Raw genomic sequence first — 25,463 nt, forward strand, 5'->3', positions numbered from 1 at the left:
AGATCGCAGCATGGAATCACTCGATCGCACAGAGACCAGTCGGATATCAATGCCGCCGCCATTGCGGCCGGGCGACAAGGTGCGCTTTGTGTCGCCCGCAAGCTCGCCCGATAGGGACAGGGTTCAGAAGCATGCCGAAATCCTGAAAGGCTGGGGATTGAGCGTCGACTTCGGCGAACACGTCTTCCGCAAGTGGAATTATCTTGCCGGCACCGATGAAGAGCGGCTGTCGGATCTCAACGCCGCGCTTCGCGATCCCGGTGTTGGGGCGATCTTCGCCACGCGTGGCGGCAAAGGATCTTATCGAATTGCCGATCAGCTGGATTTTGAAGCGGCGCGGCGCAACCCGAAATTCGTCATCGACTTCAGCGATATCACCGCATTGCATTTGAGCTTGCTGAGGCATTGTCATCAGGTCGGCATTCACGGCGCGTTTTCTATCGGGCCAAATGAAGACGGTGTCAGCCCTTACACGCATGACTCGCTGCGGCAGGCGTTGATGGCAACCGAGGACATCATCATTGCCGGGCGCCCGGAAGAGCCGACCTCGCGGCTGACGACAGACGGTGTGGCCAAAGGCCGGCTGATCGGCGGCAATCTCGATATGGTGGCCACATCCGCCGGCTGGGCGTTGCCGGATCTGCACGGCGAAATTCTATTGCTCGAAGCGATCGGCCTGTATCCCGGTCAGGTGGACCGGCAGATGACGATGCTGCGCAAGGCGGGGCATCTGGATGGTCTGACAGGTGTCGCCATTGGCCAGTTTACCGACTTCGAGTTCGATCGTCCTTATTCGGTGATCGATATCCTGCGCGAGCATTTGACGGCGCTGAATGTGCCGATCCTCGGCGGTTTGCCGCTTGGGCATGGCGATCGTCCGGCAAGTGCGTTGATCGGCGCTGTCGCGGAACTCGACGCGAGGGCCGGGACCTTGGTGATCCGGCGCGGCAAGGCCTGACCGCCTGCTGCAATATTTTTTTGACGTAGCCTGTCGGTCCGGATGATATTCCTTCGTCTTTAAAGGGAGAAGGGAATCCTCATGCTCTATGCGATCCTATGCTACAACGACGAAGATACCGTATTCGCCTGGTCCAAGGAGCAGGAGGAGACAACCATGGCGCGGCTGATTGCCGTGCAGGAGCCGCTAAGACAGGCCGGCAAGCTTGGCCCGGTGGCGCGACTGATGCCGACGACGGCGGCAACGACCTTGCGCAAGGGCAAGAACGAACCGATCGTCATCGACGGTCCCTTTGCGGAAACGAAAGAGCAGTTGCTCGGTTTCTATGTGGTCGATTTCGAAACCCTCGACGAAGCCATTGATTTCTCGAAGGAGCTTGCCGCGGCCAATCCCGGTGTCGGCTCCTATGAAATCCGCCCGCTTTACGTCTTCCGGCCAGGAGCGGTTGCGACATGACGGATATTGCCTGGATCGACATCGCGCTCACCAATGCCCGGCCGCAGGTGCTCGGGGCGCTGCTGCGCTATTTCCGCAATCTCGATATTGCCGAGGAGGCCTTTCAGGAGTCCTGCCTCCGAGCTTTGAAGACCTGGCCCGACAAAGGGCCGCCGCGTGATCCCATTGCCTGGCTGATCTTCGTCGGCCGCAACAGCGGCATCGATACCGTGCGCAAACAGGCGAAATTGCAGAGCCTGCCGGACGAGGAGGCGATCTCCGATACGAGCGATGCCGAGAGCGATCTGGCCGAACGGCTCGATGGCTCCGGCTATCGCGATGATATTTTGAGGTTGCTGTTCATCTGCTGCCATCCGGATTTGCCGGCGACGCAGCAGATCGCCCTGGCGCTGCGCATCGTCTCCGGCCTTTCGGTGCAGCAGATCGCCCGTGCCTTCCTCGTTAGTGACAGTGCGATGGAGCAGCGCATTACGCGAGCGAAAGCGCGTGTGGCGGCCGCCGGCGTTGCTTTCGAGACACCGGGCGCGGTCGAGCGCAGCGAACGGCTGGCGCTCGTCAGCGCCATGATCTACCTCATATATAACGAAGGCTATTCGGCCGGCGGTACGCATCGCGAGGCTGCCGCCTTCGCCGACGAGGCGATCCGGCTTGGCCGGCTGCTGTTGCGGATCTTTCCCTCCGAACCGGAGACCATGGCGCTGCTGGCGTTGATGCTCTTGCAGCAATCGCGCAAGGATGCGCGGTTCGATGCGGACGGACAGATCATCTTGCTGGAAGACCAGGACCGCTTGCGTTGGGACCGGACGCTGATCGACGAGGCGCTGGCGCTGCTCGACAAGGCGATCCGTCATCGTCGGCCTGGTCCCTACCAGGTGCAGGCGGCAATCGCGGCGCTGCATTCCCGAGCAAAACGGGAAGTCGATACGGACTGGGAGGAGATCAACCTTCTCTATCAAATGCTGGAGAGGCTGACGCCGTCTCCCGTCGTCACGCTCAATCGCTCGGTCGCGCTCTCCAAACTGAAGGGGCCGGAGGCGGCTCTGGCGCTGATTGCGACGCTGGAAGCGCAGCTCGACAGCTATTTCTATTTTCATGGGGTGAGGGGCGGCCTGCTTGCACAGCTGGGCCGTTCGCAGGAGGCACGTGTCGCCTTCGACAGGGCCATCGCGCTTGCCCGCTCGCCCGCCGAGGCAGCCCATATCCGCCATCAGCTCGATCGTCTGAACGCGGATGCTCTTGCGGCTGCAAAATAATCGGAAAATTTGTGTCTGCGTTGTCGGGAAACGATGGTTACGAACGTCGTTGGAGTATAGGCCGCGCAGGTCGCGTCAAACTAAAAGAGGAAGAGGACCATGACCGAGCAAACCCAGCGCCATGAACTTTCGCTGACCCGCATCATCGATGCGCCGCGCGACAAGATCTTCCGCTGCTGGACGGAGGAGGAGCTGTTAAAGCAGTGGTTCGCGCCGCGACCGTGGACGGTGTCCGCCGCCAGCATCGATGCTCGTGCGGGCGGTTCGAGCTCGGTCACGATGCGCAGTCCTGAAGGCGAGGATTATCCGGGCAACGGCGTTTATCTCGAAGTCGTTCCGAACGAGCGGATCGTTTTCACGGACGCCTTCACCAGCGCCTGGGTTCCCTCGGCCAAGCCTTTCATGGTCGTGACGATCCAGCTCGACGATCTCGGCGGTGGCAAGACGCGCTATACCGCGACTGTCCTGCACTGGTCGGCCGAGGATCGAGAAGCGCATGAGAAGATGGGTTTCCATCAGGGATGGAGCCAGTGCGCCGATCAGCTCGCCGCGCTGGCGGCCAAGATCTGAATTTCCTAGTCAATTCCGGGGGATACGAACATGTCTTATGCAGTCGATTCATCCATGCCTTCGGTCACGCGGGCTCAGCGCGTGGCGGGCATGATCCTCAGCGGACTGGTCATTGCCTTCCTGTTGTTCGACGGCGTGATCAAGCTCGTTCCGCTTCCTGTCGTCACGGAGACGATGGCGGCACTCGGCTATTCGGCCGATCCGGCGCTCGCACGGCTGCTCGGCGTCATCACGCTCGGCTGCGCCGTTCTCTATGCGATCCCGAGAACTTCGGTTCTCGGCGCCATCCTACTGACAGGCCTGCTCGGCGGCGCAATCGCGACGCACCTACGGGTCGGCAGTCCGATCTTCTCGCATCTGCTATTCGGCGTCTATCTCGGCGTGATCGCCTGGGGCGGACTTTATCTTCGCTATGAAGGCGTTCGCAAAATGATTCCGTTCTTTGATCGAAGCTTTTGATTCCGGATTCGATTTGCTAAGGCTCGCTCATCCAGAGCACCTCGGTATTCCATGGAGATGCCGAGGTGCTCTATCTGTCTGTTTCTGCGCAATTCCGGGAAAACCGCTGCACACTTTTCCTGGAATTGCTTTGGAGAGGGGAGCGAGCCATGCCGCAAGTGATCATCGCACCGGTCAGGCAATCGGACGCGGACGAGCTGATCGCCGCCAACATCGCCAGCCGCGCCCATCATGTACCCTGGGCCTATCCCTTTCTCGATCGTGACGGTTTCGACGCATGGTTCGGCCAGACGGTCACGGGACCGAATTTGGGTCTGGTGGCGCGCGATCCCAGCTCCGGCGGGATCGTCGGCGTCGTCAATATCAGCCAGATGGTTTGGGGCGGTTTCCGCAGTGCCTTTCTCGGCTATCACGGCATGGTCGGTTTTGCCGGCAAGGGCTTCATGACGGAGGCGGTTCGTCTGGCTGTGGCGCATGGTTTCGATGCTATCGGCCTGCATCGGCTGGAGGCCAATATCCAGCCGGGCAACTACCCCTCGATCGCGCTGGTCGAGCGGTTGGGCTTCCGGAAGGAAGGGTTCTCGCCCAAATATCTGAAGATCGGCGGCGTCTGGTGCGATCACGAGCGCTGGGCATTGCTGTCGGACGAGCCGCGCTCGTGACCTTTTTCGGAACTCCAAATTTGCGCTATCTGCCAGAAAGCCTCGGAAAGACCCCAGAAAAGCGTTGACTGCGCAAAGGGAAGGGGCGAAAGCGACTTTGAGCCTCTCGCCAAACCGTTGCTGAGAGAGAGGGTGCCGGAAGCCGCAAATGATCGTTTCGACCGAAGAAGAACTGACCAAGCTGAAAGATATCGGCCGCATCTGCGCCAATGCGTTGCAGGCCATGGCCGCCGCGCTCGAACCGGGCATCACCACGCTGGAGCTGGACGCGATCGGCCGCAAGGTGCTGGAGGATGCCGGTGCGCAATCGGCACCGGAATTGGTCTACAAGTTTCCTGGCGCGACCTGCATCAGCGTCAACGAGGAAGTGGCGCACGGCATTCCCGGCCCGCGCGTGATCCAGGCGGGGGACCTGGTCAATCTCGACGTTTCGGCCGAGAAGGACGGCTTCTTTTCCGATACCGGCGCATCCTTTGCCGTGCCGCCGGTCAAGCCGAAGATCGAGCGCCTTTGTCGCGACGGCAAGCGGGCTCTCTGGGTCGGCCTCAATCAGGTGCGCAGTGGCGCGCCGCTTGCGAAGATCGGGCAGGCGGTCGGTGCCTTCGCGCAGAAGAACCGCTACACGCTGATCGCCAATCTCGCCAGCCATGGCATCGGCCGCTCTTTGCATGAAGAGCCCGCCGAGGTTTCCACCTGGGCGGACCCCGACGAGACCCGGATCATAGATGATGGCCTGGTCTTCACCGTTGAACCGTTTCTCTCGCTCGGCGCGAGCTGGGCGGAGGGGGGCGACGATGCGTGGACGCTCTATGCCGAACCGCAGGCGCCAACGGTCCAGTACGAACACACGATCATCGCCACCCGCAACGGGCCCATCGTCCTGACATTGCCGGACAAGTGACGCCGCGGTTCAATCGCCGGACTTCGGGTCTTCCTGGGTTTTTGTTTCGCCGCGGATGATATCGGCGGCGGCCCGCTCGAGGATTGCCGCGATGCGCGCGCCTTCGGCCTTGCTCCACGGGAATTTCGAGCGAAGCGCTGAGCGCAGCAGGTGGCGGGCGCGATGCACGTCGCCGGTGCCGTGACGGTCGAACGGATTGTCACGCTCGTCCTCGTCTTCGCCGCCGAAAACCTGCCGGACGCGGGCCATCTTCTCGCCGATGGCGCTAAGCTTGGCAAACGTTGCCTCCACCAGATCATGGTTATCATCGACGCGTTTCTGGCCGCTTTCGGTGATGCGGTAGAGTTTCTTCGTGCCAGCCGCCTCGACTTCGGCCTGACCGGTCTCTTCGAGATAGGTGAGGGCGGGATAGATGACGCCCGGGCTCGGCACGTAGAAGCCGCCGGAGCGCTCTTCGAAGGTCTTGATCAGTTCATAGCCGTGGCGCGGCTGCTCGGAAAGCAGGGCGAGGATGATGAGCTGCAGGTCGGCCGCATCGAACTTGCGTCCGGTGCGAAACCCGCCGCCGAACATGCCGCCCTTGAAGCCTCTCATGAAGTCTCTCCTGTGCTCGCCATGTGATTCACGGCCTCGACCATGTCGTAGGATATATGCCTCGACGATGTCAAAGCTATCTCCAAACATGCGATCTCTGAAACCTCTCATATCGTTTCTCCTTGTGAAGTGTGAGAGTTTATATCGTTCGTCATGTCGTAAGATATATATCGTAAGATAGTATTCTGCAAGAGGGGTGGCTTCGAAATGGGAGGGTTCGATGGAAAATACGCCCATATGGGGAGGGAATTCACCCAATGGGTGAAAATTCGATGCTGAACAACTGCATCACGATCATGGGATAAGCGATTACATCTACGTAAGAATAGGCCCTGGCGGTTGCCGCTATTGGCGAACTGTCCTAGGCTCCCCGCAAATTGACGTCATTCGTGGTCGTCCGAACCAATAGGAAGCCTAACCGTCGTGTTCCATTCTTTCTTCCCGAATCCGAGATTGTTTTTTTCCTCAGCGGTCATCTGGGCGCTCGTCTGTGTGTTCCTGTGGTATTTTGCCGGCGCGCATGTCGTGGCGTCCATGGGCTATCCGCCGCTATCGGAAGAACAGCAACCGGTCGGAGCGGCCTTCTTTGTTGCTCCCACTAATTTAGTGTTTTACCTTTACTTTATTCTCTGCGCCGCCGTCTTTTGCGGCTTTTGGCACGCGGTTTCGAAGAGCAACCCTTGGATCGCCTGGTCCGTGTGGGGCTCTGCTTTCATCGTCTTTATCACCTATTTTGGTGTTCAGATCGACGTAGCGGTAAACGTATGGCGCCGGCCTTTCTTTGATCTCCTGCAAAATGCGCTCGGCGGAAAGCCCGGCGTTACGGATGGGGATTTCTATGGATTGCTGTGGGCGTTCACGCAGCTCGGTCTGGTGGGCGTAGCTGTCAGCGTCGTTTCATCGTTTTTCCTGAGCCACTATCTCTTCCGCTGGCGTTGGGCGATGAACAATTTCTACATGTCGAAATGGGAGAAGCTTCGACACATCGAAGGCGCATCGCAGCGTGTCCAGGAAGACACGATGCGCTTTGCGACCAATCTAGAAGGGCTCGGCGTCAGCCTGATCGGCTCTGTCATGACACTCATTGTCTTCCTGCCGATCCTGCTGGAACTGTCGAAATATGTGACTGATCTGCCAATCATTGGCGCAATTCCGTACTCGCTCGTCTGGCTGGCGCTGATCTGGTCGGTGTTCGGAACCTTCCTGCTTGCACTCTTCGGGATCAAGCTTCCGGGGCTGAACTTCCGCAATCAGCGTGTCGAGGCGGCCTATCGAAAGGAACTTGTCTACGGCGAGGATCGCGACGACCGTGCGCAGCCCCCCACTGTGAAGGAACTCTTCTCCAACGTCCGCCGCAACTATTTCCGCATGTATTTCCATTATGCGTATTTCAATGTGGCGCGCTATTCCTACGGTCAGCTCGACGCGATCTTCCTCTACTTCGTGCTGGTGCCGACTTTCGTCGCACACAAGATCACGCTCGGCATCTGGCAGCAGATCGCTACGGCTTTCGGTCAGGTCAGCAATTCCTTCCAGTATCTCGTCAGCTCCTGGACAACGATCATCGAGCTCCTGTCGATCCATAAGCGTCTGAAAGCCTTCGAGGCGGCCATTGACGACGAGCCTTTGCCGACGATCGACCAGACCTATCTGGAGCGCGAAGCGGGTGTCATCCACGCGGACGGCTGATGAAAGAAACAAGGTCCCGGGAACGGGGCCTTTTCAATCACGATAATGGCAGGGAAGCAGCAATTCGGTGGCTTGTAGGGTAACGGAAGGACTTCCGTTTGCCGCACCGCCGGCCCTTCGCCTTGGCTCAGGGCGTTCGTCGCTGCAATCGACCCACTGGGTCGATTGCTCGGGCTCTGCCCGACCGCTCCTCACCCCTGCTGGGACTTGCCTCTGGCGGCGATCAGCGGGATGGCTTCGGAATAGCTGACGCAGGCGACGTCCTGCTTGTGGCAGACATCGCTGACGAAGCGGTCCAGCGCGCGCCAATAGGCGCCGTCGTTCATCTCGACGAAATGGAAGCCGAGCTGCAAAGGGATGCGTTCGCCATCATATTGTTTGTTGAAGGCGGCTTCGAAGGCGTCGAAAGTGCGGTCCTCATAGGTCTTGGCATTCGCCTTGTCCTCGGCGCCCTTCGAATGGCGGACGTAGAGATTGTAGTCCATGCCGATGACCAGGCGATGTTCCGGACCTTCGGGGATCAAGGGCAGGCCGAAACGATAAATGCCGTCGATCACCTGCGGCAGGGCAGGCCCCTTGGTGACGAGGCTTGCATCATACTGGAAGCCCGTCTCCTTCTCCGCCGGCACGAGACCGTCGCTAGTGGAGAGGTAGGGCGCGCGGAACCCCTTGACGCCGTTCGTGGCGAAATCTTCCCAGCCTTGCGGCTCCTTGTCGGCAAGGCCGACATTCTTCCAGGCATCGCGAAGCGCAATGCGCGCATTCGTGAATTCCTGGCTCCAGTCGGCCGCACTCCAGCCCTTGCCGTCGAAATGGCCGCAGGCATGGCTGGAAATATCGTGACCCTCCAGATGGGCGCCCCAGATATTGGCGATGCGGGTGCGCACATCGTCTTCGCTCTTGGCGAAGCCGACGTTGGATTTGCCGGGACGCTGCTTCGGCCCTTGATAGGCCTTGGCCTGTGCCTTGTTCATCAGGAATGTGCAGGACAGGAAATAGGTGAAATGGGCGCCGTTGCGCGAAGCGATCTCACGGCTCCTGGTCCAGAGCGCATTGTCGTGCGCGCCGTCGAAGGAAATCATGACGAGCTGCTTGGGCTTGCCATCCGCATAAGCTGCAGCGGGAAGAACAAGAGAAAACGCGACGGAGAAACAGGTAGCTAAACGAAACATGGGCACCGAATATTGATTTGATCGAGCACGAGTTTGCGAAGGTCGATCCGCGCTATCGGATGGCGTGCTCCAGATGGCCTCCTTCCTTTCGTGTAAATAAGGCGAAGCTGCGGTGATGCTGGCATTTTTTTGCCACAGCCGATAAGGATGTCATTTACAAGACCGTAGGGGACTTCATTCATGGCATTGCTTATTCTTGGTATTGTTCTCTTTCTCGGCATCCATCTGATCCGCGTCGTCGCTCCAGGCTTGCGAAGCTCGATGATCGCAAGCCTCGGTGAATCCGGCTGGAAAATCGCCTATTCGATCGCAAGCATCGTAACCCTGATTATCCTCGTTTACGGCTTCGGCCAGGCGCGCGACATGACGCCGATCTGGTCGCCGCCTTTCTGGATGAGCCATATCACCATCCTGCTGATGCTGTTCGCGATGATCTGTCTCACCGCCTCGCTGCTGCCGGCGGGGCATATCGCCGTCAGGACGAAGCATCCGATGGTGCTGTCCGTGAAGATCTGGGCCTTGGCGCACCTGCTCTCCAATGGCGACGGCGCAGCGATGCTGCTCTTTGCCGCTTTCCTCGCCTGGGGCGTGATCCTTCGCATTTCGCTGAAGCGGCGCGAGCGCGCCGGCGAAATCACCCTGCGTCCGTTCGTCTCGGCGAAATACGATCTCTACGCTGTTGTCATCGGCGCCATTGTCTGGGCTTTGATCATTTGGAAGCTTCATGCGTGGATTATCGGGGTTTCGCCGCTCGTTATGTGACGATTTCTGCCGTTCCCCCTTACATCAGCCGCAAAATGGAGTAGAAGGCCCCACTAATGGTAGAGCCGGATGATTTCAGGTCAGATCGACCTGAAATCTGAAGCTGCTCTCGGAATTTAATAGATAGAGCGTGATATCGCCCGAAAACCGCTGACACTTTTCGGCATCATGCTCTAAGCTTCTGGTATAATTTGGCCTGGGCCGGAGACGAGAATGGCATTCAATGACGATAGCTTCATCCGCGAGGTGAACGAGGAACTGCGTTCGGACCAGCTACGGTTCGTATGGCGCCGTTTTGGCAGGCTGATCATCGGCGGGGCCGTGCTTATCGTTCTCGGCACCGCGGCCTATAGCGGCTATCGCTATTGGGCAGGCAATCAGGCCGGTAGCGGCGGCGATCAGTTTATCGCCGCTTTGACGCTGGCCGATCAGAACAAGACGGACGAAGCGCTCGCTGCGCTGGCAACGATCGAAAAGAGCGGCCCTGGTTCCTATCCCTTGCTCGCACGTCTGCGCGCGGCGACGCTGCAGGCGCAAAAGGGCGACAAGGCCGGCGCCATCGCCACGTTCTCCGCGATCGGCAAGCAGACGGATATTCCCGTCGTCGTCCGCGATGCAGCGCGCCTGCGTGCCGCCTATCTTCTTGTCGACACCGGCACTTACGATCAGGTTGCCGCCGAGGCACAGGAGCTGGCGGTGCCGGCGGATGCTTTCCGCCATTCCGCGCGCGACGTTCTCGGCCTTGCTGCCTATAAGGCCGGCGATTTCGCCAAGTCCCGCCAGTGGTTCCAGGCGATCGTCGACGATCCGCAGAGCCCGCGCAACGTTGCCAACCGTGCCCAGATGCTGCTCGATCTCATTACGGCATCCGGCAAGGCTCCGGTCGCAAAAGGCTGAAGGATCACTCAATGAGTTTCACGGTCGCGATCGTCGGTCGCCCGAATGTCGGCAAGTCCACGCTGTTCAACCGCCTGGTTGGCAAGAAGCTGGCGCTCGTCGACGATACGCCGGGCGTCACGCGTGACCGCCGCCCCGGTGACGCCAAGCTGATCGATCTGCGTTTCCACATCGTCGATACCGCCGGTCTTGAAGAGGCCCAGGATGAATCGCTTCAGGGCCGCATGCGCGCGCAGACGGAAGCGGCGATCGACGAGGCCGATCTGACGCTATTCGTCGTCGATGCCAAGATGGGCCTGACCCATGTCGATAAGACGCTCGCCGAAATGCTGCGCAAGCGCGGCCGGCCCGTGGTGCTCGTCGCCAACAAATCCGAAGCACGCGGTTCCGATAGCGGCTTCTATGACGCCTATACGCTCGGTCTTGGCGAGCCTTGCCCGATCTCGGCCGAACACGGCCAGGGCATGATGGATCTGCGCGACGCGATCGTCGAGACGCTCGGCCATGAACGCGCCTTTCCGCCGGAAGAAGACGAGGCGCAAACGAATGTCAGCATTCCGCGTCCTGGCATCGGCGAGGATGGCGAGGAGATCGACGAAGAGCCTGTCTATGACGAGACGCGTCCGCTGCGCGTTGCGATCGTCGGCCGCCCGAATGCCGGCAAGTCGACGCTCATCAACCGCTTCCTTGGCGAGGACAGGCTGCTGACCGGCCCGGAAGCCGGGATTACCCGCGATTCCATCTCCGTCGACTGGAGCTGGCGCGGCCGCACCGTGAAGATGTTCGACACGGCCGGCATGCGCCGCAAGGCGAAGGTCATCGAAAAGCTCGAGAAGCTCTCCGTTGCCGATGCGCTGCGCGCCATCCGTTTTGCCGAAACCGTCGTCATCGTCTTCGATGCGACCATTCCCTTCGAGAAGCAGGATCTTCAGATCGTCGATCTCGTGATCCGCGAAGGCCGCGCCGCCGTGCTTGCCTTCAACAAGTGGGACATGATCGAGGATCGCCAGGCGGTGCTTGCCGATCTGCGCGAAAAGACCGACCGGCTGCTGCCGCAGGCGCGCGGCATTCGCGCCATACCGATTGCCGGCCAGACCGGCGAAGGGTTGGACCGTTTGATGCAGGCGATCGTCGATACCGACAAGGTCTGGAACAAGCGCGTGTCGACCGCCCGTCTCAATCGCTGGCTGGAGACGCAGCAGGTCCAGCATCCGCCACCGGCGGTTTCCGGCCGTCGTATCAAACTGAAGTACATGACGCAGGTGAAGGCACGGCCTCCGGCCTTCATGATTTCCTGCACGCGCTCCGATGCGCTGCCGGAATCCTATGTCCGCTATCTGATCAACGGCTTGCGCACGGATTTCGCCATGCCCGGCGTGCCCATTCGCATCCATTTCCGTACGTCGGAAAATCCTTACGAGAACAAGAAGAAGCGGTAATTTTCTTGAACGCCCCGCCGGGCGGAGTGGCTTCGCTCAGGCTGCGTTCTTGCTGAGCGCCTCGCGCAGCATCGTGATTTCCGCCTTCAGACGAGCCAGTTCGGCAGGCGTCTGCTCCGTAGCATCCAGAATGCATGGAGGGACGGTCGCCGCCTTTTTTTTCAGCGCCTTGCCTTCGGTGGTGAGGTGGATCAGCACTTGGCGCTCATCTTCCTTGCTGCGGATGCGATGAATGAAGCCGGCGGCCTCAAGGCGCTTCAAAAGCGGCGTCAGCGTGCTCGATTCAAGGAACAGCTTTTCACCGATACCACCGACGGTCTGGCCATCTTCTTCCCATAACGTCACCATGACGAGATACTGCGGATAGGTAAGGTTCAGCGCATCAAGCATGGGCTTGTACAGCCGATTCATGGCGTGGTTCGCCGAATAGAGGGCGAAGCAGATGAAGTTATCCAGCTTTAACAGGTCGTCGGTCATCTCAAGTCCTCCCTGAGAAGTCTTATGTAAGTCGTGCGATAAATAATTGTACACCTAAAAAGGCGCTAGGGCTACGGATTTCTTCTGGTTTTGAAAAGCCGAGCTCGGAGGAGGCGCTCTTCGAAGCCCTGTCGCCATGTTCTCCTCCATGGCAGGCACAATGAGGACCGCCGGCCAGAGGACCGGGTTGCGACCGCATATGGACGTCATCAATTATCTGGCGCAAGGTGACAGGAAATTCAACATCGAATTTGAGCGCAACCAAGGCTCAATGCCTGTGAGCCCGGCCCCGATGGTTGGCGATCCGGACGTTGCCGATGAACTGCGTGGTGGCGGCTTCCCAGGAATAGCTGAGCGCCAGGGAACGGGCGGCCTCGCGCGAGCAGGAGAGGGCGGCAAGGCAGGCAGTTGCCAGATCCGCATCCACGACGCCGGCTGCCCTGTCGCCGGCGAGAATATCCGCAGGGCCGGTGACGGGATAGGCAGCGACCGGAACGGCGCTGGCAAGCGCTTCCAGAATGGCGTTGCCGAACGTGTCGGTCTTTGACGGAAAGACAAAGACGTCGGCCTGGGAATAGGCGTATGCCAGCTCCTCGCCGAACTTCGCTCCCAGAAAATGCACATCGGGATAGAGCTTCTGCAGTTCCGCGCGCGCAGGCCCGTCGCCAACGACCACCTTGGACCCCGGCAGGTCGAGATCGAGAAAGGCGGGCAGGTTTTTTTCGAGCGCCACGCGGCCGACGGTCATGAAAATCGGGCGGGACAGGCCGAAGGGATTGTCTTCCTGAGGTTGCGGCCGAAAGAGAGAGGAGTCGATGCCGCGGCTCCAGGGCAGAAGATTGTGGATACCACGCTGCCTGAGCTCGTTTGCGAGACTTGGTGTTGCCACCATGCAGCCGTAGCCGGCGTTGTGAAACCATTTGACGAAAGCATAGAGCCAGCTTTGCGGTATCGGCAGGCGAGCGGACACATATTCGGGAAAGCGGGTGTGATAGCTCGTGGAAAAGGGCATGGCGTTTCGCACGCACCAGCGCCGCGCCGTGAGCCCGAGGGGACCTTCCGTCGCGATATGCACATAGGTCGGCCGTATCGCTTCTATTCTCGAGGCAACCTTGCGATAGCTGGCAATCGAGAGCCGGATTTCGGGGTAGGTAGGGCAGGGAATGTTGCGAAATCCGTCGGGCGTAATCATGGAGACTTCGATCCCCATGCGGGTCAGTTCGCGATTGGTGTTCTCAATCGAGCGGACGACGCCGTTGACCTGCGGATGCCAGGCATCGCTGACGATGAGCAGCCGTTCAGGTACTGCGACAGGTGTCGCCGCCTGGTTCCAGGTGGTTTGATCGATGTCCGACAAGCGTTGCAACATGCCCAAAACAGTCCATCCGCACCACATCCTCATGATGACGGTGCCAGCGATTGCGGTGCTTCAAACATGATTCCCGCGCCCACCTTATTGTGGGGGCTGTCCATGATGGAAATATTACAGTGTTTATTTGGCGACTTTCAGCTTCTGGGGAGAAACGAGCGCGCCATATTCACGAATGACCTTTGCCGCGATTTCGGCGGCGAAGCCGGCGGCGGCAACCGCATCCTGATGCTGCAGATAATGCGCCAGAAATGCACCGTTGAAGCTGTCGCCGGCGCTGGTGGTATCGACGACCTTGGCGACCTTGACCGCGGGGACAAGCGTCTCGTCGGTACCCTCGCCGATGGTCGCACCTTCCGCACCGTTCTTGACGACGATCATGTTGGCACCATGCTGCCGGTAGCGGCGAATGGTCGTGGCAATGGAATCGTCGCCGAAATGCACGGCCTCGTCGTCAAAGCTCGGCATGACGAGTGTTGCGGCGCGCGCGCCTTCCGCAATCATGGTGTGCATGGCGTCCAGGCTCGACCACAGGCGCGGGCGCAGGTTCGGATCAAAGGCGACGAGCTTGCCGGCCGCCTTGGCACGGCGCAGTTCCGCCAGCAGGGTGAAGGCGTCTTCGCGTTGGAGGATCGCCAGCGTGATGCCAGAGAAATAAAGGACGTCGGATGCCTCGATTGCCGTGCGCAAGGCGTCGCCATCGGCGGCGAGCTGGCGGGCGGCGGAGCTGTCGCGCCAATAGCTGAAAGAGCGTTCGCCGTCCTTCAGATTGATCATGTAGAGGCCGGGCGTCTTGCCGCGAAGGCGGCGGATGCTTGCCGTGCCGATGCCGGCGCGGGACATGAAAGCGATCATTTCGTCCGACATGGCGTCGTCGCCGAGCGCGGTAAAATAGTCGATCGACCAGTCTTTCGGCAGGCAGGCGCGGGCGTACCAGGCGGTGTTGAAGGTATCGCCGGCAAAGCCCTTGCGCAGGTGTCCGTCATCGGCCTGCGACAATTCCACCATGCATTCGCCGATCGATAGAAAACGCCCGCCCAAGACTTCCTCCTGCATTTTGTCCTGGTGCTGCATACCCGCAAGCCGCGGCTGGAGCAAGGCGGACGGCGGCAGCCGCCATCCACTTTTGCGATGTTAGGGCCGGTCCATATGATAGCAGGCGGCCGTCTGGCCCGGGCGCACATGCTCGGTCGGCGGCATCTTCGTGCGGCAGACATCCGTCGCCTTCCAGCAGCGGGGCGAGAAGACGCAGCCCGGCGGCGGATTGAGCGGCGAGGGCGGATCGCCCTGGAGGCGGATGCGCTCGCGGCCCCGCGCCAGCTTCGGGTCGGGGATGGGGGCGGCAGAGAACAATGCCTGCGTATAGGGATGAGCCGGATGGTCGAAGACCGTCGCGGCTTCGCCCGCTTCCACCACCTTGCCGAGATAGAGCACCAGCACATCGTCCGAGATCAGGCGCACGACGGAAAGATCGTGGCTGATGAAGATCAGGGTCAGGCCGAATTCCTTGCGCAAGCGGCGCAGGAGCGTGATGACCTGCCCCTGGATCGAGACGTCGAGCGCCGAAACCGGCTCGTCGCAGATGATGAGTTTCGGCCGGGTGATGACCGCGCGGGCAATGCCGATGCGCTGCGCCTGTCCGCCTGAGAACTCATGCGGGTAACGATTGATCATCTCGGGAACGAGACCGACAGCGGCCATGATTTCGCGAACGCGATCCTGCCGCTGCGCGCGTGTCAGTTTCGGTTCGAAGACCGTGAGCGGCTCGGCGATGATGTCGCCGACGGTCATGCGCGGGTCGAGCGAGGCGATTGGATCCTGGAAGATGATCTGCATGTCGCGGCGGGCGGCACGCATCTCCTCATCGGAGAGATCGAGGAGATTGCCGCCCTGCCAGAGGATGCGGCCTTTCTGCGCCCTGATCAGCCGCAGGATGGAGCGGCCGAGCGTGGACTTGCCGCAGCCGGACTCGCCGACGATGCCGAGCGTGCGGCCGGTCTTCAGCTCGAAGCTGACGTCGTTGACCGCCGTCAGTACCAGCGGCGGCTTGAAGAGGGATTTCGACGGCAGTTCGAATTCGGTGGTCAGATGCTCGACCTTCAGAAGGGTTTGTTCAGCCATGGACGCGGCTCCGTTCCTGGTCAGCCGAAAGGGGGTGGAAGCAGGCCGCGCAGCGACGCGGCGCGAGCGGATCGAGCGGTGGCGCCGCGTCCAGACAGTCGTCCTGGACATGCGCGCAGCGCGGCGAGAAGGAGCAGCCGCGCGGCAGGTGCATCAGGTTCGGCGGCCGTCCCGGGATGACGGCGAGATCGTCGACATCCTGGTCGGGCCGCGGGATCGCGGCGTGAAGCGCTGCCGTATAGGGATGGGCCGGGCTTTCGAACAGCTCCTCGACTGGCGCCTCCTCTACGATGCGGCCGGCATACATAACGGCGACGCGATCGGCGAGGCCGGCAACGACGCCAAGGTCATGAGTGATCATGACGAGCGCCGTGTGCATTTCCGCCGTCAGCTCGTTGAAGAGATCGAGGATCTGTGCCTGGATCGTCACGTCCAGCGCGGTTGTCGGCTCGTCGGCGATGAGGAGTTTCGGCTTGGTGAGCAGCGCCATGGCGATGACGATGCGCTGGCGCATGCCGCCCGAAAGCTCGTGCGGATAGAGATTGAAGCGGCGCGTCGGGTCGGGAATGCCGACGCGTTTCAGCATATCGAGCGCCGCAGCCGAAGCCGCGCGCGCCGAAAGCCCGCCGTGAACCTCGAGCTGTTCCGTCAACTGCCGCGATATGCGCAGCGACGGGTTGAGCGCGGTCATCGGGTCCTGGAAGACCATGGCCATGTCCTTGCCGCGCACATGGTCGAGTTCGCGCTGTTTCAGCGTCAGCAGGTCCTTGCCGTCGAGCAGCGCCTGGCCGCTGGTGCGGCCGTTCTTGGCGAGCAGGCCCATCAGGCCGAGGAAGGTCTGGCTCTTGCCGGAGCCGGATTCGCCGACGATGGCGATGCGCTCGCCGCGGCCGATCTTGAGGTTCATTTTCGAGACGGCCGCCACCTCGCCTTCCGGCGTGCGGAAGGTGATGGAGTAGTCTTTGAGTTCGAGAAGTGTTTCTGTCATGTCAGCGATCCTTCGGATCGAATGCGTCGCGCAGGCCATCGCCGATGAAGAGTAGGCTCATCAGCAGCGCGACCAGGAATCCGGCCGGGAAGAACAGCAGCCAGGGCGTCGTCTCCATGCCGGCGGAGCCTTCGGCAATCAGCGTACCGAGCGATGTCAGCGGCTCCTGAACGCCGAAGCCGAGATAGGAGAGGAAGCTTTCCGTCGCGATGATTTCCGGGATGGTGAGCGTCGCGTAGATGACGACCGGACCGACGAGGTTCGGCACGATGTGCTTTAGGATGATCTTGAACGATCGTTGCCCGGAGGCCCTTGCGGCTTCGATGAACTCCCGCTGCTTGATCGAGAGGGTCTGGCCGCGCACGATACGGGCCATGGTGAGCCACTCGAGCGCGCCGATCGCCGCAAACAGCAGATAGACGTTACGGCCGAAGATCACCATCAGCAGGATGACGAAGAGGACGTAGGGCAGGGCGTACATGATATCGACGAAGCGCATCATGATTGCATCGACACGGCCGCCGAAATAGCCGGCAACGGCGCCATAGAGCACACCGATGATGACCGAAACGAGGGTTGCCACCAGGGCAACGGTCAGCGAGACCCGCGTGCCATAGAGGGTACGCGACAATAGATCACGACCATTGCCGTCGGTGCCGAAATAGTGGCCAGCAGCAAAGTCCGGCGCACCTCGAAACGAATTCCAGTCCGGATCCTCGTAGTTGAACGGCAGGAAATACGGGCCGAATATAGCGACCAGAACCAGTACTGTCAGTACGACCAACGACAGTGCCGCGGCCTTGTTGCGGAGCAGGCGACGCATCGCATCGCCGGTTAGGGAACGCCCTTTGGGTGCGAGCCCCTCTGCCGAAAGCAATTCCGCTTCCAGCAATTCTCTCTTGGCGGAATTGAGGATCATCGCATTCTCACTTTCGGATCGAGCCAGGCATACGCGATGTCGACCAGCAGGTTGAGGACCACGATCAGGACCATGTAGAAAATGACCGTGCCGAGGACCATGCCGTAGTCGCGGTTGAGCGCCGCGCCGACGAAATAGCGGCCGACGCCGGGCAGGCCGAAAATGCTTTCGACGACCAGCGAACCGGTGAGCAGGTAGCTGGCCGCCGGTCCGAGATAGGACACGACGGGCATCAAGGCCGGCTTCAATGCGTGCCGCATAACCGTCAACCGCGGACCGATACCCTTGGCCTTGGCCGTGCGGATGAAGTTCTGGCCCATCACCTCTATCATTGAGCCGCGCATCAGGCGCGAAATACGGGCAGCGTGCGGCAGGGTCAGGACGACGATAGGCAAGATCAGGAACTTGATCGAGCCATCGCCCCAGCCGCCGACTGGCAGCCATCCGAGCGTATTGCCGAAGACGAGCTGGAGGATCGGGGCAATAAGGAAGTTCGGCATGACGAGGCCGATCAGCAGGCCGCCGCCCAGCCAGTAATCGGCGCTGCGGTTTTGATAGAGCGCCCCAAGACAGCCTATCAATACGCCGACGACAGTCGCGAGCACGAAGGCGGTGCCGCCGATGGTCAGCGTATAGGGAAAGCCGGACATGATCTGCTGGGTGACGGTGAAGTCCTGATTGGCGAAGGAGGGGCCAAGGTCGCCCTTCATGACGTCGCCGACATAGATCAGGTATTGCTCAACCAGAGGCTTATCGAGGTTGTAGTGAGCCGCGAGGTTGGCTTTGACTTCCGGCGGCAATGGCCTTTCGCCATCGAAGGGGCCGCCGGGAGCGAGGCGCAAAATGAAAAAACACACTGTCACGGCAATCCACAAGACAGGGATTGTCGACAGCAAACGACGGAGAGCATAGCCAAACATGATCTTAGACGGCTCCCTCCCGGTTGTGTCCGGGAGGGAGCCTGTTCCCAATTATTCTTTGACCGACAGCCAGCGCGTGCGATGGATGTCCTGGATATTGTCGACGAAGCCCTGGACCTTCGGGGCGACGATGTTCTGGGAAACGTAATAGTAGATCGGGATCGCGGCGCTGTCATCGAGGGCCAGTTGCTCGGCCTTCTTGTAGATTTCGGCGCGCTTCTTCAGGTCGATTTCTTCGTTGCCCTGCTTGATCAGAGCATCGTAGTCCTTGTTGCTCCAGCGGCCGTAGTTCATTTCCACGCCGGTGGAGAGCAGGTTCAGGAAGTTGATCGGGTCGTTGTAGTCGGCAAGCCAGCCGGCACGGCCGATCTGCACCTCGCCGCGCTGCATTTCATCGTAATGCACCTTGGTTTCGGTGTTGTAGAGCTCGATATCGACGCCGAGCGGCTTCCACATGGCGGCGATCGCAACGGCGATGCGCTTGTGGTTGTCGTTGGTGTTGTAGCGAAGTTGTGCCTTCAGTGGATGATCGGGGCCGAAGCCGGCTTCCTTCAAGAGCTTCTTTGCTTCTTCGACCTTCTGTTTATAGGGCTCGTCCTTCCAGCTGACATAGGCCGGTTCGCCGTAATTGGCCGTGCCCGGCGGCACCCAGGAATACATCGGCAGTTCGCCGGTGCCGAGGATCTTCGGGCCGATGACTTCGCGGTTGACGGCCATGGAGAGCGCCTGGCGGACGCGCTTGTCGTTGAAGGGCGGCTTGGCGGCGTTCATGACGTAGTAATAGGTGCCAAGGAACGGCACCACATGCGCCTGACCGGGGAGGTTCTTCTGGATCCACTCATACTGATCGGCGGGGAACGAGGTCAGAATATCGAATTCGCCAGCACGGTAGCGCTTCAGGGCGGCAGCCTGATCTTCTAGCGTGTAATAGTTGACGTTGTCGATCTTGATGTCCTTGGCGCCGTAATACTGGTCGCTCTTGACCATGCTGACATGCGAACCAGGCACCCATTCGGTTGGCTTGTAGGCGCCGTTGGTGACGATGTTGCCGATCTTGACCCACTGGTCGCCCTTGGCTTCGACGACGTGTTTCGGCAGCGGATAGGCCGTGTAGTGCATCAAGGCGTTGAGAAAGTAGGGGGTGGGGTTCTCAAGCGTGATTTCGAGAGTCTTGTCGTCGATCGCCTTGACGCCGAGCTGGGTCAGATCCTTGATCTCACCCTTGTTGATCTTTTCCGCGTTCCTGATCGTGTATTGCAGATAGGCGTACTGCGCGGCGGTCTTCGGATCCATCAGGCGCTGGAAAGCAAAGACGAAGTCCTGAGCCGTCACCGGCTGACCGTCAGACCACTTGATGCCGTCGCGAAGCTTGAAGGTGTAGACCTTCTGGTCGGGCGAAATGGTCCAGCTTGCAGCCTGGCCGGGAATTGGGTTGTCCTTAGGATCTTCGGTCACCAGCCCTTCGAAGATATCGCCGTCGATGCGGTTCTCCCAATCGCCGGAAATTTTTTGCGGATCGAGCGAAGTCGGGTCGCCGCCGTTGTGGATATTGAGGGTCGCGGCATGCGCGGAAACGCTCAATATCGTGCTGACGAAAGCCGCAGCGATAAATTTTCTGGTGATATGCGCCATATGTTTTCCCACCTTTCTGGAGTTATTGTCCTTGTTTTACAAGGGTGTTTTTGATCCGCAGGTGACCTGTACGTGCAGGTCAATGCGCGAAGTTATCGAAAGCGACGTCGCTTTCAAGCCCCTAAAAGACGCAGGAGCTTCATGTGTGAACTTTCATATTGATAATTCTCTAAAATTGATACCGCGAATTTACCCGCCCAGGTAGTCGAGTTTGCCGCATGGCTGTTTGCGGCTTGCCGCTTGAGGCGGAGTGTGCAAACTGAGCGGGCTGGTGCGATATCGAGGCGGTTTGATGAAATCGACGAATAAAGCGGCGGGAGCCGACTGGTGGCGCGGGGCCGTGATCTATCAGGTCTATCCGCGGTCGTTTCAGGATACGGATGCCAACGGGCTCGGCGACATCAAGGGAATTACCCGACGCCTGCCTCACATTGCCGCACTTGGGGTCGATGCGATCTGGCTGGCGCCGTTCTTCACCTCGCCGATGGCCGATATGGGCTATGACGTCGCCGAGTATTGCGACGTCGATCCGATCTTCGGCACGCTTGCCGATTTCGACGAGATGATGGCGGCGGCGCATGGGCTGGGGCTCAAGGTCATTATCGATCAGGTCATCTCGCATACGTCGGACCGGCATTCCTGGTTCGTGGAGAGCCGTGCAAGCCGCGACAATCCCAAGGCGGATTGGTATGTCTGGGCCGATCCGAAGCCGGACGGCACGGCGCCGAACAATTGGCTGTCGATCTTCGGCGGTCCCGGCTGGGAATGGGATGGCGTACGCCGGCAATATTACCAGCACAATTTCCTGACCTCGCAGCCGGACCTGAACTTCCACAATCCGGAGGTTCAGGATGCGGTGCTGGCGGCGGTGAAATTCTGGCTCGACCGCGGCGTCGACGGCTTCCGCCTAGATACGGTCAACTATTATTTTTGCGATAAGAAGCTACGCGACAACCCGCCGGCGCTCGTCGCGACTGGCGGGCTCGATGCCCCCGAGAGCAACCCTTACGGGATGCAAAACCATCTCTACGACAAGACGCAGCCGGAGAATATCGGTTTCCTGAAGCGGTTCCGGGCGTTGCTCGACCAATATGAGGATCGCGCGACCGTCGGCGAAGTGGGGGATGGTGCGCGGTCGCTGCAGACCGTTGCCGCCTATACCAGCGGCGGCGACAAGCTGCATATGTGCTACACCTTCGACCTGCTGGGGCCGGATTTCACCCCGGCGCATTTCCGCCGTTGTGTCGGCGATTTTCAGGATAATGTCGTCGACGGCTGGGTTTGTTGGGCCTTCTCCAACCATGATGTCCAGCGCCATGTCAGCCGCTTTGCCGAGACGGAGGAAGAGCAGCCACGCGTCGCGAAGCTCGCGATCTCGCTGCTATCAACCCTGCGCGGCTCGATTTGCCTCTATCAGGGCGAAGAGCTCGGCCTGCCCGAGGCGGAGCTTGCCTTCGAGGATCTGCGCGATCCCTACGGCATTCGCTTCTGGCCGGCCTTCAAGGGACGCGACGGCTGCCGCACGCCGATGCCCTGGGAAGCGAGCCGCGCCCATGCCGGCTTCACCACCGCCGACAAGTCATGGCTGCCGGTACCCTATCAGCATGCGGCGCTCGCGGTCGACAAGCAGGAGGCCGACGAAGATTCGGTGCTGCACCACTATCGGCAGACACTGGCCTTCCGCGCCGAACATTCGGCCTTGCGCGACGGCGACATGACCTTCCTCGACACGGCAGAAGATGTCCTCGCCTTCACACGCTCCAAGGGCGACGAGACGCTTCTGTTCGTCTTCAATCTCTCTCGCAAGCCGGTGAAAGTTGCACTTCCCAAGGATATCAAACTCGGCAGGACGATCGCCATGCCGGGGTTTGGCACGGCGGATGCCGGAGCGGCGGTGGCGCTTGCCGCACTGGACGTCTATTGCGGCCGGGTCGAATAATCGAAGTTGGCCGAAGGCCTATTGTTTGACAGGGACCAAGGCGCCGCCGGGTTCGCCGTTTACCGATAGAATCTGCGCGGCACCCCTAAGGGCCGTACGGAACGCATCGTCGAAACTGACGCCTCGCACCTGCCATGTCACGTCATGCGGTTCAATGCCGCTTTGTTGATCGCTTAGCGTCCATGTCGCGACCCAGCCTAGAGCGCTCCCATTCCACTCCAAATCGCCCGATAAGGGAATGGCGCCCGCTGTTGAGCCGGCTTGGAACTTCCCCTCAGCAGGGAAAACGACGTCGATGCCGGTGAGATCGGACGCTGCCGTGAATGCTTCGCGCATGGCCAAATCGCGACCGCTCTCGGCCGTTACCTGATAGCTCAAGTCACCACGACGGACTGTCAACAGGATTTCGAGCACCGGCCGCTTGGCGAGCCAAGGGCGGGTGCCGAGCCTCTTGAGCAGATCGTCGATGCGTTCCTTGCGAAAGCGGCATGTGAGGTCGAAGGGTCGGTCGTGGGTGCCTTGCTCATCATGGATAGGACGGCCCGCGAGCCTGTCGCGATAAGTGAATTCCTCGACGTAGTCGGCCGCATGCTCGCGAGCGGTCCGCATGAGAGGGCCGTCAGCCAATCGCGAATTGCCGGAAACGCGGGGCAGAACCTTATCCAGACAATCGGCAAAGCCCTTGGCTCGATTTTCCGGTCCCTGGCCGGTAACGACACAGACGCTCGTGTAGACATCGTCAGGCATGAAGGCTTGGGCCTGAGATGCAGGAAGAGATGCGGTCAACAGCAACGCAAGTAGCTGCCAACTCGTCGCATAAGCGAGATTTCGCACCATTCCCTCCCTGCGGCTTCCGAGCCTGTAAGCAGAGACGATAAGACAGGCTCGGGGATCGAGACAAGGATGGACGAATAATTGTCGCTGTCACCCGATCAGCATGAACTTGTCGACATCGACGAGGCCTTTGTCCGATATCTTCAGATGCGGGATGACGGGCAGGGGCAGGAAGGCGAGCTGCAGGAAGGGTTCTTCCAGCGTCGCGCCAAGGGCGTAGGCCGCCTGGCGCAGGTGGTGCAGCGTATCGCGGACGCTTTCATAGGGTTCCAGGCTCATCAGGCCAGCGATGGGGAGGGCGATCTCGCCTGTGACGGTGCCATCCTCGACGACGACGAAACCGCCGTTGATCTCGCTCAGGCGGTTGGCGGCAAGCGCCATGTCGTCCTCGCTAACGCCGACGACGCAGATATTGTGGCTGTCATGGCCGACGGTCGAGGCGATGGCGCCCTTCTTCAGCCCGAAACCCTGGACGAAGCCGTTGGCATGATTGCCGTTCTTGCCGTGCCGCTCGATGACGGCGACCTTGATGACATCGTTGCCGAGGTCGATATCGGTTTGATTGCCCTTTGCGGGCAGACGATAGCGGCGATGTTGGGTGATGATCTTGCCCGGAGTCACGCCGATGACGGAGCTTTCTCCTTCGTTGGCCGGCACACCGAAATCGGCGGCATTGATCGGGCGGGCCTTGACGCTGTCGAGGCCGACCGGGGCAACGGAATTGCGGGTCGCGAAGAGCTCGGCCGTCACCTGCCTGCCTGCGGCGAAGACAATGTCGGCCTTGCAGTTCTCTAGGCTATCGATGACGACGAGATCGGCGCGCCAGCCGGGCGCCACCAGGCCGCGATCCCGCAGGCCGAAGGCGCGGGCGGCGGAGATGGAGGCGGCGCGGTAGATAGCCAGCGGCTCGACGCCATGCGCGATCGCCGTGCGGATCATATAGTCGAGATGTCCCTGTTCGGCGATGTCGAGCGGGTTGCGGTCGTCCGTGCAGAGCGCGAGGTAAGGCGACAGGCGCTCCGTGATGATGGGCATCAGCGCGTGCAGGTCCTTGGAGACGGAGCCCTCCCGCACCAGGATATGCATGCCCTTGCGGATCTTTTCCAGAGCCTCTTCTGATGTCGTCGATTCATGCTCCGTGCGGATGCCGGCTGAGAGATAGCCATTGAGGTCGTTGCCGCGCAGCAGGGGGGCATGGCCGTCGATATGGCCGTCCTGGAAGGCTTCGAGCTTCGCCATGCAGACAGGATCCTTGTGGATCACGCCGGGAAAATTCATGAATTCGGCAAGGCCGATCACCTTCGGATGATTGCGGAAGGGCAGGAGCTTCTCGATCGGCAGATCGGCGCCGGAGGTTTCCAGATGTGTTGCCGGCACGCAGGAGGAAAGCTGGACGCGGATGTCCATGATGGTTTCCAGCGAGCTATCCAGGAAATAGCGGATGCCGTCCGTGCCGAGCACGTTGGCGATCTCATGCGGGTCGCAGATAACGGTGGTGACGCCATAGGGCAGGACGCAGCGGTCAAATTCGAGCGGCGTCACCAGCGAGGATTCGATGTGGAGGTGCGTGTCGATGAAGCCCGGCACGACGATGCGGCCGGAAATATCAATTTCTTCGCGACCCTGATAATCGCCACAGGTTCCGACGATGCGATCGTCGCAGATGGCGATGTCCGACGCGACCAGCTCGCCCGTCACCAGATCGAAGAAGCGTCCATTTTTCAGAACGATGTCCGCAGGCTCCCGGCCGACGCCCTGGTCGATATAGCGTTCGAGTTTGGTGGTCATGGTGTTTTCCTGCGTTCGCTGTGATTCCGTATAGCTCCTCACCCTAGCCCTCTCCCCGTTTTACGGGGAGAGGGGATCTGTCCGAATTTGTTGATAGGGCTGTGTTTCTAGGCTCGATAGGCTCCCTCTCCCCGCCTGCGGGGAGAGGGTTGGGGGTGAGGGGCTATTTCATAGATGCCGCTGGAAAGAATCTAAAATCGCGAGCTATAACAGTTTCTGTCAATCTGCCGTCGCAGATGGCCACGATGGTTTCGAGAACGGATGGCATGGCCGTAAGGATGTCAACGTTCCAGAAGCGTGCGACAGACCAGCCGTTGTCGAGCATGTAGCGATCACGCGCTGCGTCTCGCGGACTATCGGCATGCTGGCTTCCATCAACCTCGAGGATGAGCTGTTTTCCGCGACACGCAAAGTCTGCGAAATAAGGTCCGATCGGAAATTGCCGTACGAACTTAATGCCATTCAAGCGGCGGTCTCGGAGTTCCGACCATAATTTTGCTTCCGCATCATTGTCTGATCGTCGGAGGCTGCGTGCGCGCTGTGTGGTCTTAGGCTCTGGGCCGCGCATCTTATCGTCCTCGTGATCGGCCCCTCACCCTAACCCTCTCCCCGCAGGCGGGGAGAGGGGACTTTTCGAGTTCGGGAATCGCATCGCGATCCATAA

At 60.3% G+C, this 25,463-nt stretch carries 25 protein-coding genes; 12 read left to right on the forward strand and 13 right to left on the reverse strand.

The annotated features are described in order from the left end of the window. Nucleotides 1–10 precede the first annotated feature (10 nt). From HGP16_RS02955 to map, 7 genes are all read left to right on the forward strand, one after another. Nucleotides 11–958: an LD-carboxypeptidase gene (locus tag HGP16_RS02955; RefSeq protein WP_246705495.1), complete on the forward strand. Its 948-nt coding sequence runs from the start codon at nucleotides 11–13 to the stop codon at nucleotides 956–958. An 81-nt stretch (nucleotides 959–1,039) separates the two neighbouring features. After that, on the forward strand, nucleotides 1,040–1,414 hold the full coding sequence (locus HGP16_RS02960; protein WP_168838514.1) for a YciI family protein: 375 nt from the start codon (nucleotides 1,040–1,042) through the stop codon (nucleotides 1,412–1,414). After that, nucleotides 1,411–2,667, forward strand: a complete 1,257-nt coding sequence (locus HGP16_RS02965) for an RNA polymerase sigma factor (protein ID WP_168838515.1) — start codon at nucleotides 1,411–1,413, stop codon at nucleotides 2,665–2,667. Before HGP16_RS02960 ends, HGP16_RS02965 begins: the two co-directional genes overlap by 4 nt. A 99-nt stretch (nucleotides 2,668–2,766) precedes the next feature. Continuing rightward, nucleotides 2,767–3,237 (forward strand): SRPBCC family protein, encoded by a 471-nt coding sequence (locus HGP16_RS02970; protein ID WP_168838516.1) that lies wholly within the window; start codon nucleotides 2,767–2,769, stop codon nucleotides 3,235–3,237. Between the two features lie 30 nt (nucleotides 3,238–3,267). Beyond that, complete coding sequence (locus HGP16_RS02975; RefSeq protein WP_168838517.1) at nucleotides 3,268–3,696, forward strand: DoxX family protein; 429 nt, start codon at nucleotides 3,268–3,270, stop codon at nucleotides 3,694–3,696. A gap of 149 nt (nucleotides 3,697–3,845) precedes the next feature. Next, on the forward strand, nucleotides 3,846–4,358 hold the full coding sequence (locus HGP16_RS02980; protein ID WP_168838518.1) for a GNAT family N-acetyltransferase: 513 nt from the start codon (nucleotides 3,846–3,848) through the stop codon (nucleotides 4,356–4,358). 148 nt (nucleotides 4,359–4,506) lie between these two features. After that, nucleotides 4,507–5,259: a type I methionyl aminopeptidase gene (map, locus tag HGP16_RS02985; RefSeq protein ID WP_168838519.1), complete on the forward strand. Its 753-nt coding sequence runs from the start codon at nucleotides 4,507–4,509 to the stop codon at nucleotides 5,257–5,259. 9 nt (nucleotides 5,260–5,268) lie between these two features. On the opposite strand, the gene HGP16_RS02990 is transcribed toward map, so the two are convergent. After that, nucleotides 5,269–5,853, reverse strand: coding sequence for a PadR family transcriptional regulator (locus HGP16_RS02990; protein WP_168838520.1), 585 nt, complete (start codon nucleotides 5,851–5,853; stop codon nucleotides 5,269–5,271). Between the two features lie 423 nt (nucleotides 5,854–6,276). On the opposite strand from HGP16_RS02990, the gene sbmA reads away from it, so the two are divergent. Beyond that, nucleotides 6,277–7,542, forward strand: coding sequence for a peptide antibiotic transporter SbmA (gene sbmA / locus HGP16_RS02995; RefSeq protein WP_168838521.1), 1,266 nt, complete (start codon nucleotides 6,277–6,279; stop codon nucleotides 7,540–7,542). 191 nt (nucleotides 7,543–7,733) lie between these two features. Here sbmA and HGP16_RS03000 read toward each other — a convergent pair whose 3' ends face one another. Then, on the reverse strand, nucleotides 7,734–8,714 hold the full coding sequence (locus tag HGP16_RS03000) for a polysaccharide deacetylase (protein ID WP_168838522.1): 981 nt from the start codon (nucleotides 8,712–8,714) through the stop codon (nucleotides 7,734–7,736). Nucleotides 8,715–8,894: 180 nt separating this feature from the next. Here HGP16_RS03000 and HGP16_RS03005 point away from each other — a divergent pair, with 180 nt between their 5' ends. The 3 genes from HGP16_RS03005 to der all read left to right on the forward strand — a co-directional run bounded on the left by HGP16_RS03005 (nucleotide 8,895) and on the right by der (nucleotide 11,812). Then, nucleotides 8,895–9,476, forward strand: coding sequence for an NnrU family protein (locus HGP16_RS03005; protein ID WP_168838523.1), 582 nt, complete (start codon nucleotides 8,895–8,897; stop codon nucleotides 9,474–9,476). Between the two features lie 213 nt (nucleotides 9,477–9,689). After that, the gene (locus HGP16_RS03010; RefSeq protein WP_168838524.1) at nucleotides 9,690–10,373 is read left to right on the forward strand and encodes a tetratricopeptide repeat protein; all 684 of its coding nucleotides are present in this window, start codon (nucleotides 9,690–9,692) and stop codon (nucleotides 10,371–10,373) included. A gap of 11 nt (nucleotides 10,374–10,384) precedes the next feature. Further along, nucleotides 10,385–11,812, forward strand: a complete 1,428-nt coding sequence (der, locus tag HGP16_RS03015) for a ribosome biogenesis GTPase Der (RefSeq protein WP_168838525.1) — start codon at nucleotides 10,385–10,387, stop codon at nucleotides 11,810–11,812. A 36-nt stretch (nucleotides 11,813–11,848) separates the two neighbouring features. On the opposite strand, the gene HGP16_RS03020 is transcribed toward der, so the two are convergent. The 8 genes from HGP16_RS03020 to HGP16_RS03055 all read right to left on the reverse strand — a co-directional run bounded on the left by HGP16_RS03020 (nucleotide 11,849) and on the right by HGP16_RS03055 (nucleotide 20,238). After that, on the reverse strand, nucleotides 11,849–12,289 hold the full coding sequence (locus tag HGP16_RS03020) for a MarR family winged helix-turn-helix transcriptional regulator (protein ID WP_168838526.1): 441 nt from the start codon (nucleotides 12,287–12,289) through the stop codon (nucleotides 11,849–11,851). A 268-nt stretch (nucleotides 12,290–12,557) separates the two neighbouring features. Then, the gene (locus tag HGP16_RS03025; protein WP_168838527.1) at nucleotides 12,558–13,658 is read right to left on the reverse strand and encodes a glycosyltransferase family 1 protein; all 1,101 of its coding nucleotides are present in this window, start codon (nucleotides 13,656–13,658) and stop codon (nucleotides 12,558–12,560) included. A 123-nt stretch (nucleotides 13,659–13,781) separates the two neighbouring features. Then, nucleotides 13,782–14,699, reverse strand: coding sequence for a sugar kinase (locus tag HGP16_RS03030; RefSeq protein ID WP_168838528.1), 918 nt, complete (start codon nucleotides 14,697–14,699; stop codon nucleotides 13,782–13,784). A 93-nt stretch (nucleotides 14,700–14,792) separates the two neighbouring features. Next, the gene (locus tag HGP16_RS03035; RefSeq protein WP_168838529.1) at nucleotides 14,793–15,779 is read right to left on the reverse strand and encodes an ABC transporter ATP-binding protein; all 987 of its coding nucleotides are present in this window, start codon (nucleotides 15,777–15,779) and stop codon (nucleotides 14,793–14,795) included. Further along, nucleotides 15,772–16,767: an ABC transporter ATP-binding protein gene (locus tag HGP16_RS03040; RefSeq protein ID WP_168838530.1), complete on the reverse strand. Its 996-nt coding sequence runs from the start codon at nucleotides 16,765–16,767 to the stop codon at nucleotides 15,772–15,774. The genes HGP16_RS03035 and HGP16_RS03040 overlap by 8 nt, the downstream gene beginning before the upstream one ends. 1 nt (nucleotide 16,768) lies before the next feature. Beyond that, on the reverse strand, nucleotides 16,769–17,686 hold the full coding sequence (locus tag HGP16_RS03045; RefSeq protein WP_168838531.1) for an ABC transporter permease: 918 nt from the start codon (nucleotides 17,684–17,686) through the stop codon (nucleotides 16,769–16,771). Then, nucleotides 17,683–18,606, reverse strand: coding sequence for an ABC transporter permease subunit (locus HGP16_RS03050; RefSeq protein WP_168838532.1), 924 nt, complete (start codon nucleotides 18,604–18,606; stop codon nucleotides 17,683–17,685). The genes HGP16_RS03045 and HGP16_RS03050 overlap by 4 nt, the downstream gene beginning before the upstream one ends. Nucleotides 18,607–18,657: 51 nt before the next feature. Next, on the reverse strand, nucleotides 18,658–20,238 hold the full coding sequence (locus HGP16_RS03055) for a peptide ABC transporter substrate-binding protein (protein ID WP_168838533.1): 1,581 nt from the start codon (nucleotides 20,236–20,238) through the stop codon (nucleotides 18,658–18,660). 292 nt (nucleotides 20,239–20,530) lie between these two features. On the opposite strand from HGP16_RS03055, the gene HGP16_RS03060 reads away from it, so the two are divergent. After that, on the forward strand, nucleotides 20,531–22,177 hold the full coding sequence (locus HGP16_RS03060) for an alpha-glucosidase family protein (RefSeq protein WP_168838534.1): 1,647 nt from the start codon (nucleotides 20,531–20,533) through the stop codon (nucleotides 22,175–22,177). Nucleotides 22,178–22,195: 18 nt separating this feature from the next. Here the strand turns inward: HGP16_RS03060 and HGP16_RS03065 are convergent, their stop codons facing one another. The 3 genes from HGP16_RS03065 to HGP16_RS03075 form a co-directional block, all read right to left on the reverse strand. Next, a complete protein-coding gene (locus HGP16_RS03065) occupies nucleotides 22,196–22,924 on the reverse strand; it encodes a DUF2066 domain-containing protein (protein WP_168838535.1) in 729 nt (242 codons plus the stop codon). A 177-nt stretch (nucleotides 22,925–23,101) separates the two neighbouring features. Beyond that, nucleotides 23,102–24,799, reverse strand: coding sequence for an adenine deaminase (gene ade / locus HGP16_RS03070; RefSeq protein ID WP_168838536.1), 1,698 nt, complete (start codon nucleotides 24,797–24,799; stop codon nucleotides 23,102–23,104). Nucleotides 24,800–24,962: 163 nt separating this feature from the next. Further along, nucleotides 24,963–25,367 (reverse strand): endonuclease domain-containing protein, encoded by a 405-nt coding sequence (locus tag HGP16_RS03075; protein WP_168838537.1) that lies wholly within the window; start codon nucleotides 25,365–25,367, stop codon nucleotides 24,963–24,965. Between the last annotated feature and the right edge of the window lie 96 nt (nucleotides 25,368–25,463).

The organism is Rhizobium sp. P40RR-XXII (assembly GCF_012641405.1).
In the GTDB taxonomy this organism is placed as follows: Bacteria; Pseudomonadota; Alphaproteobacteria; order Rhizobiales; family Rhizobiaceae; genus Rhizobium.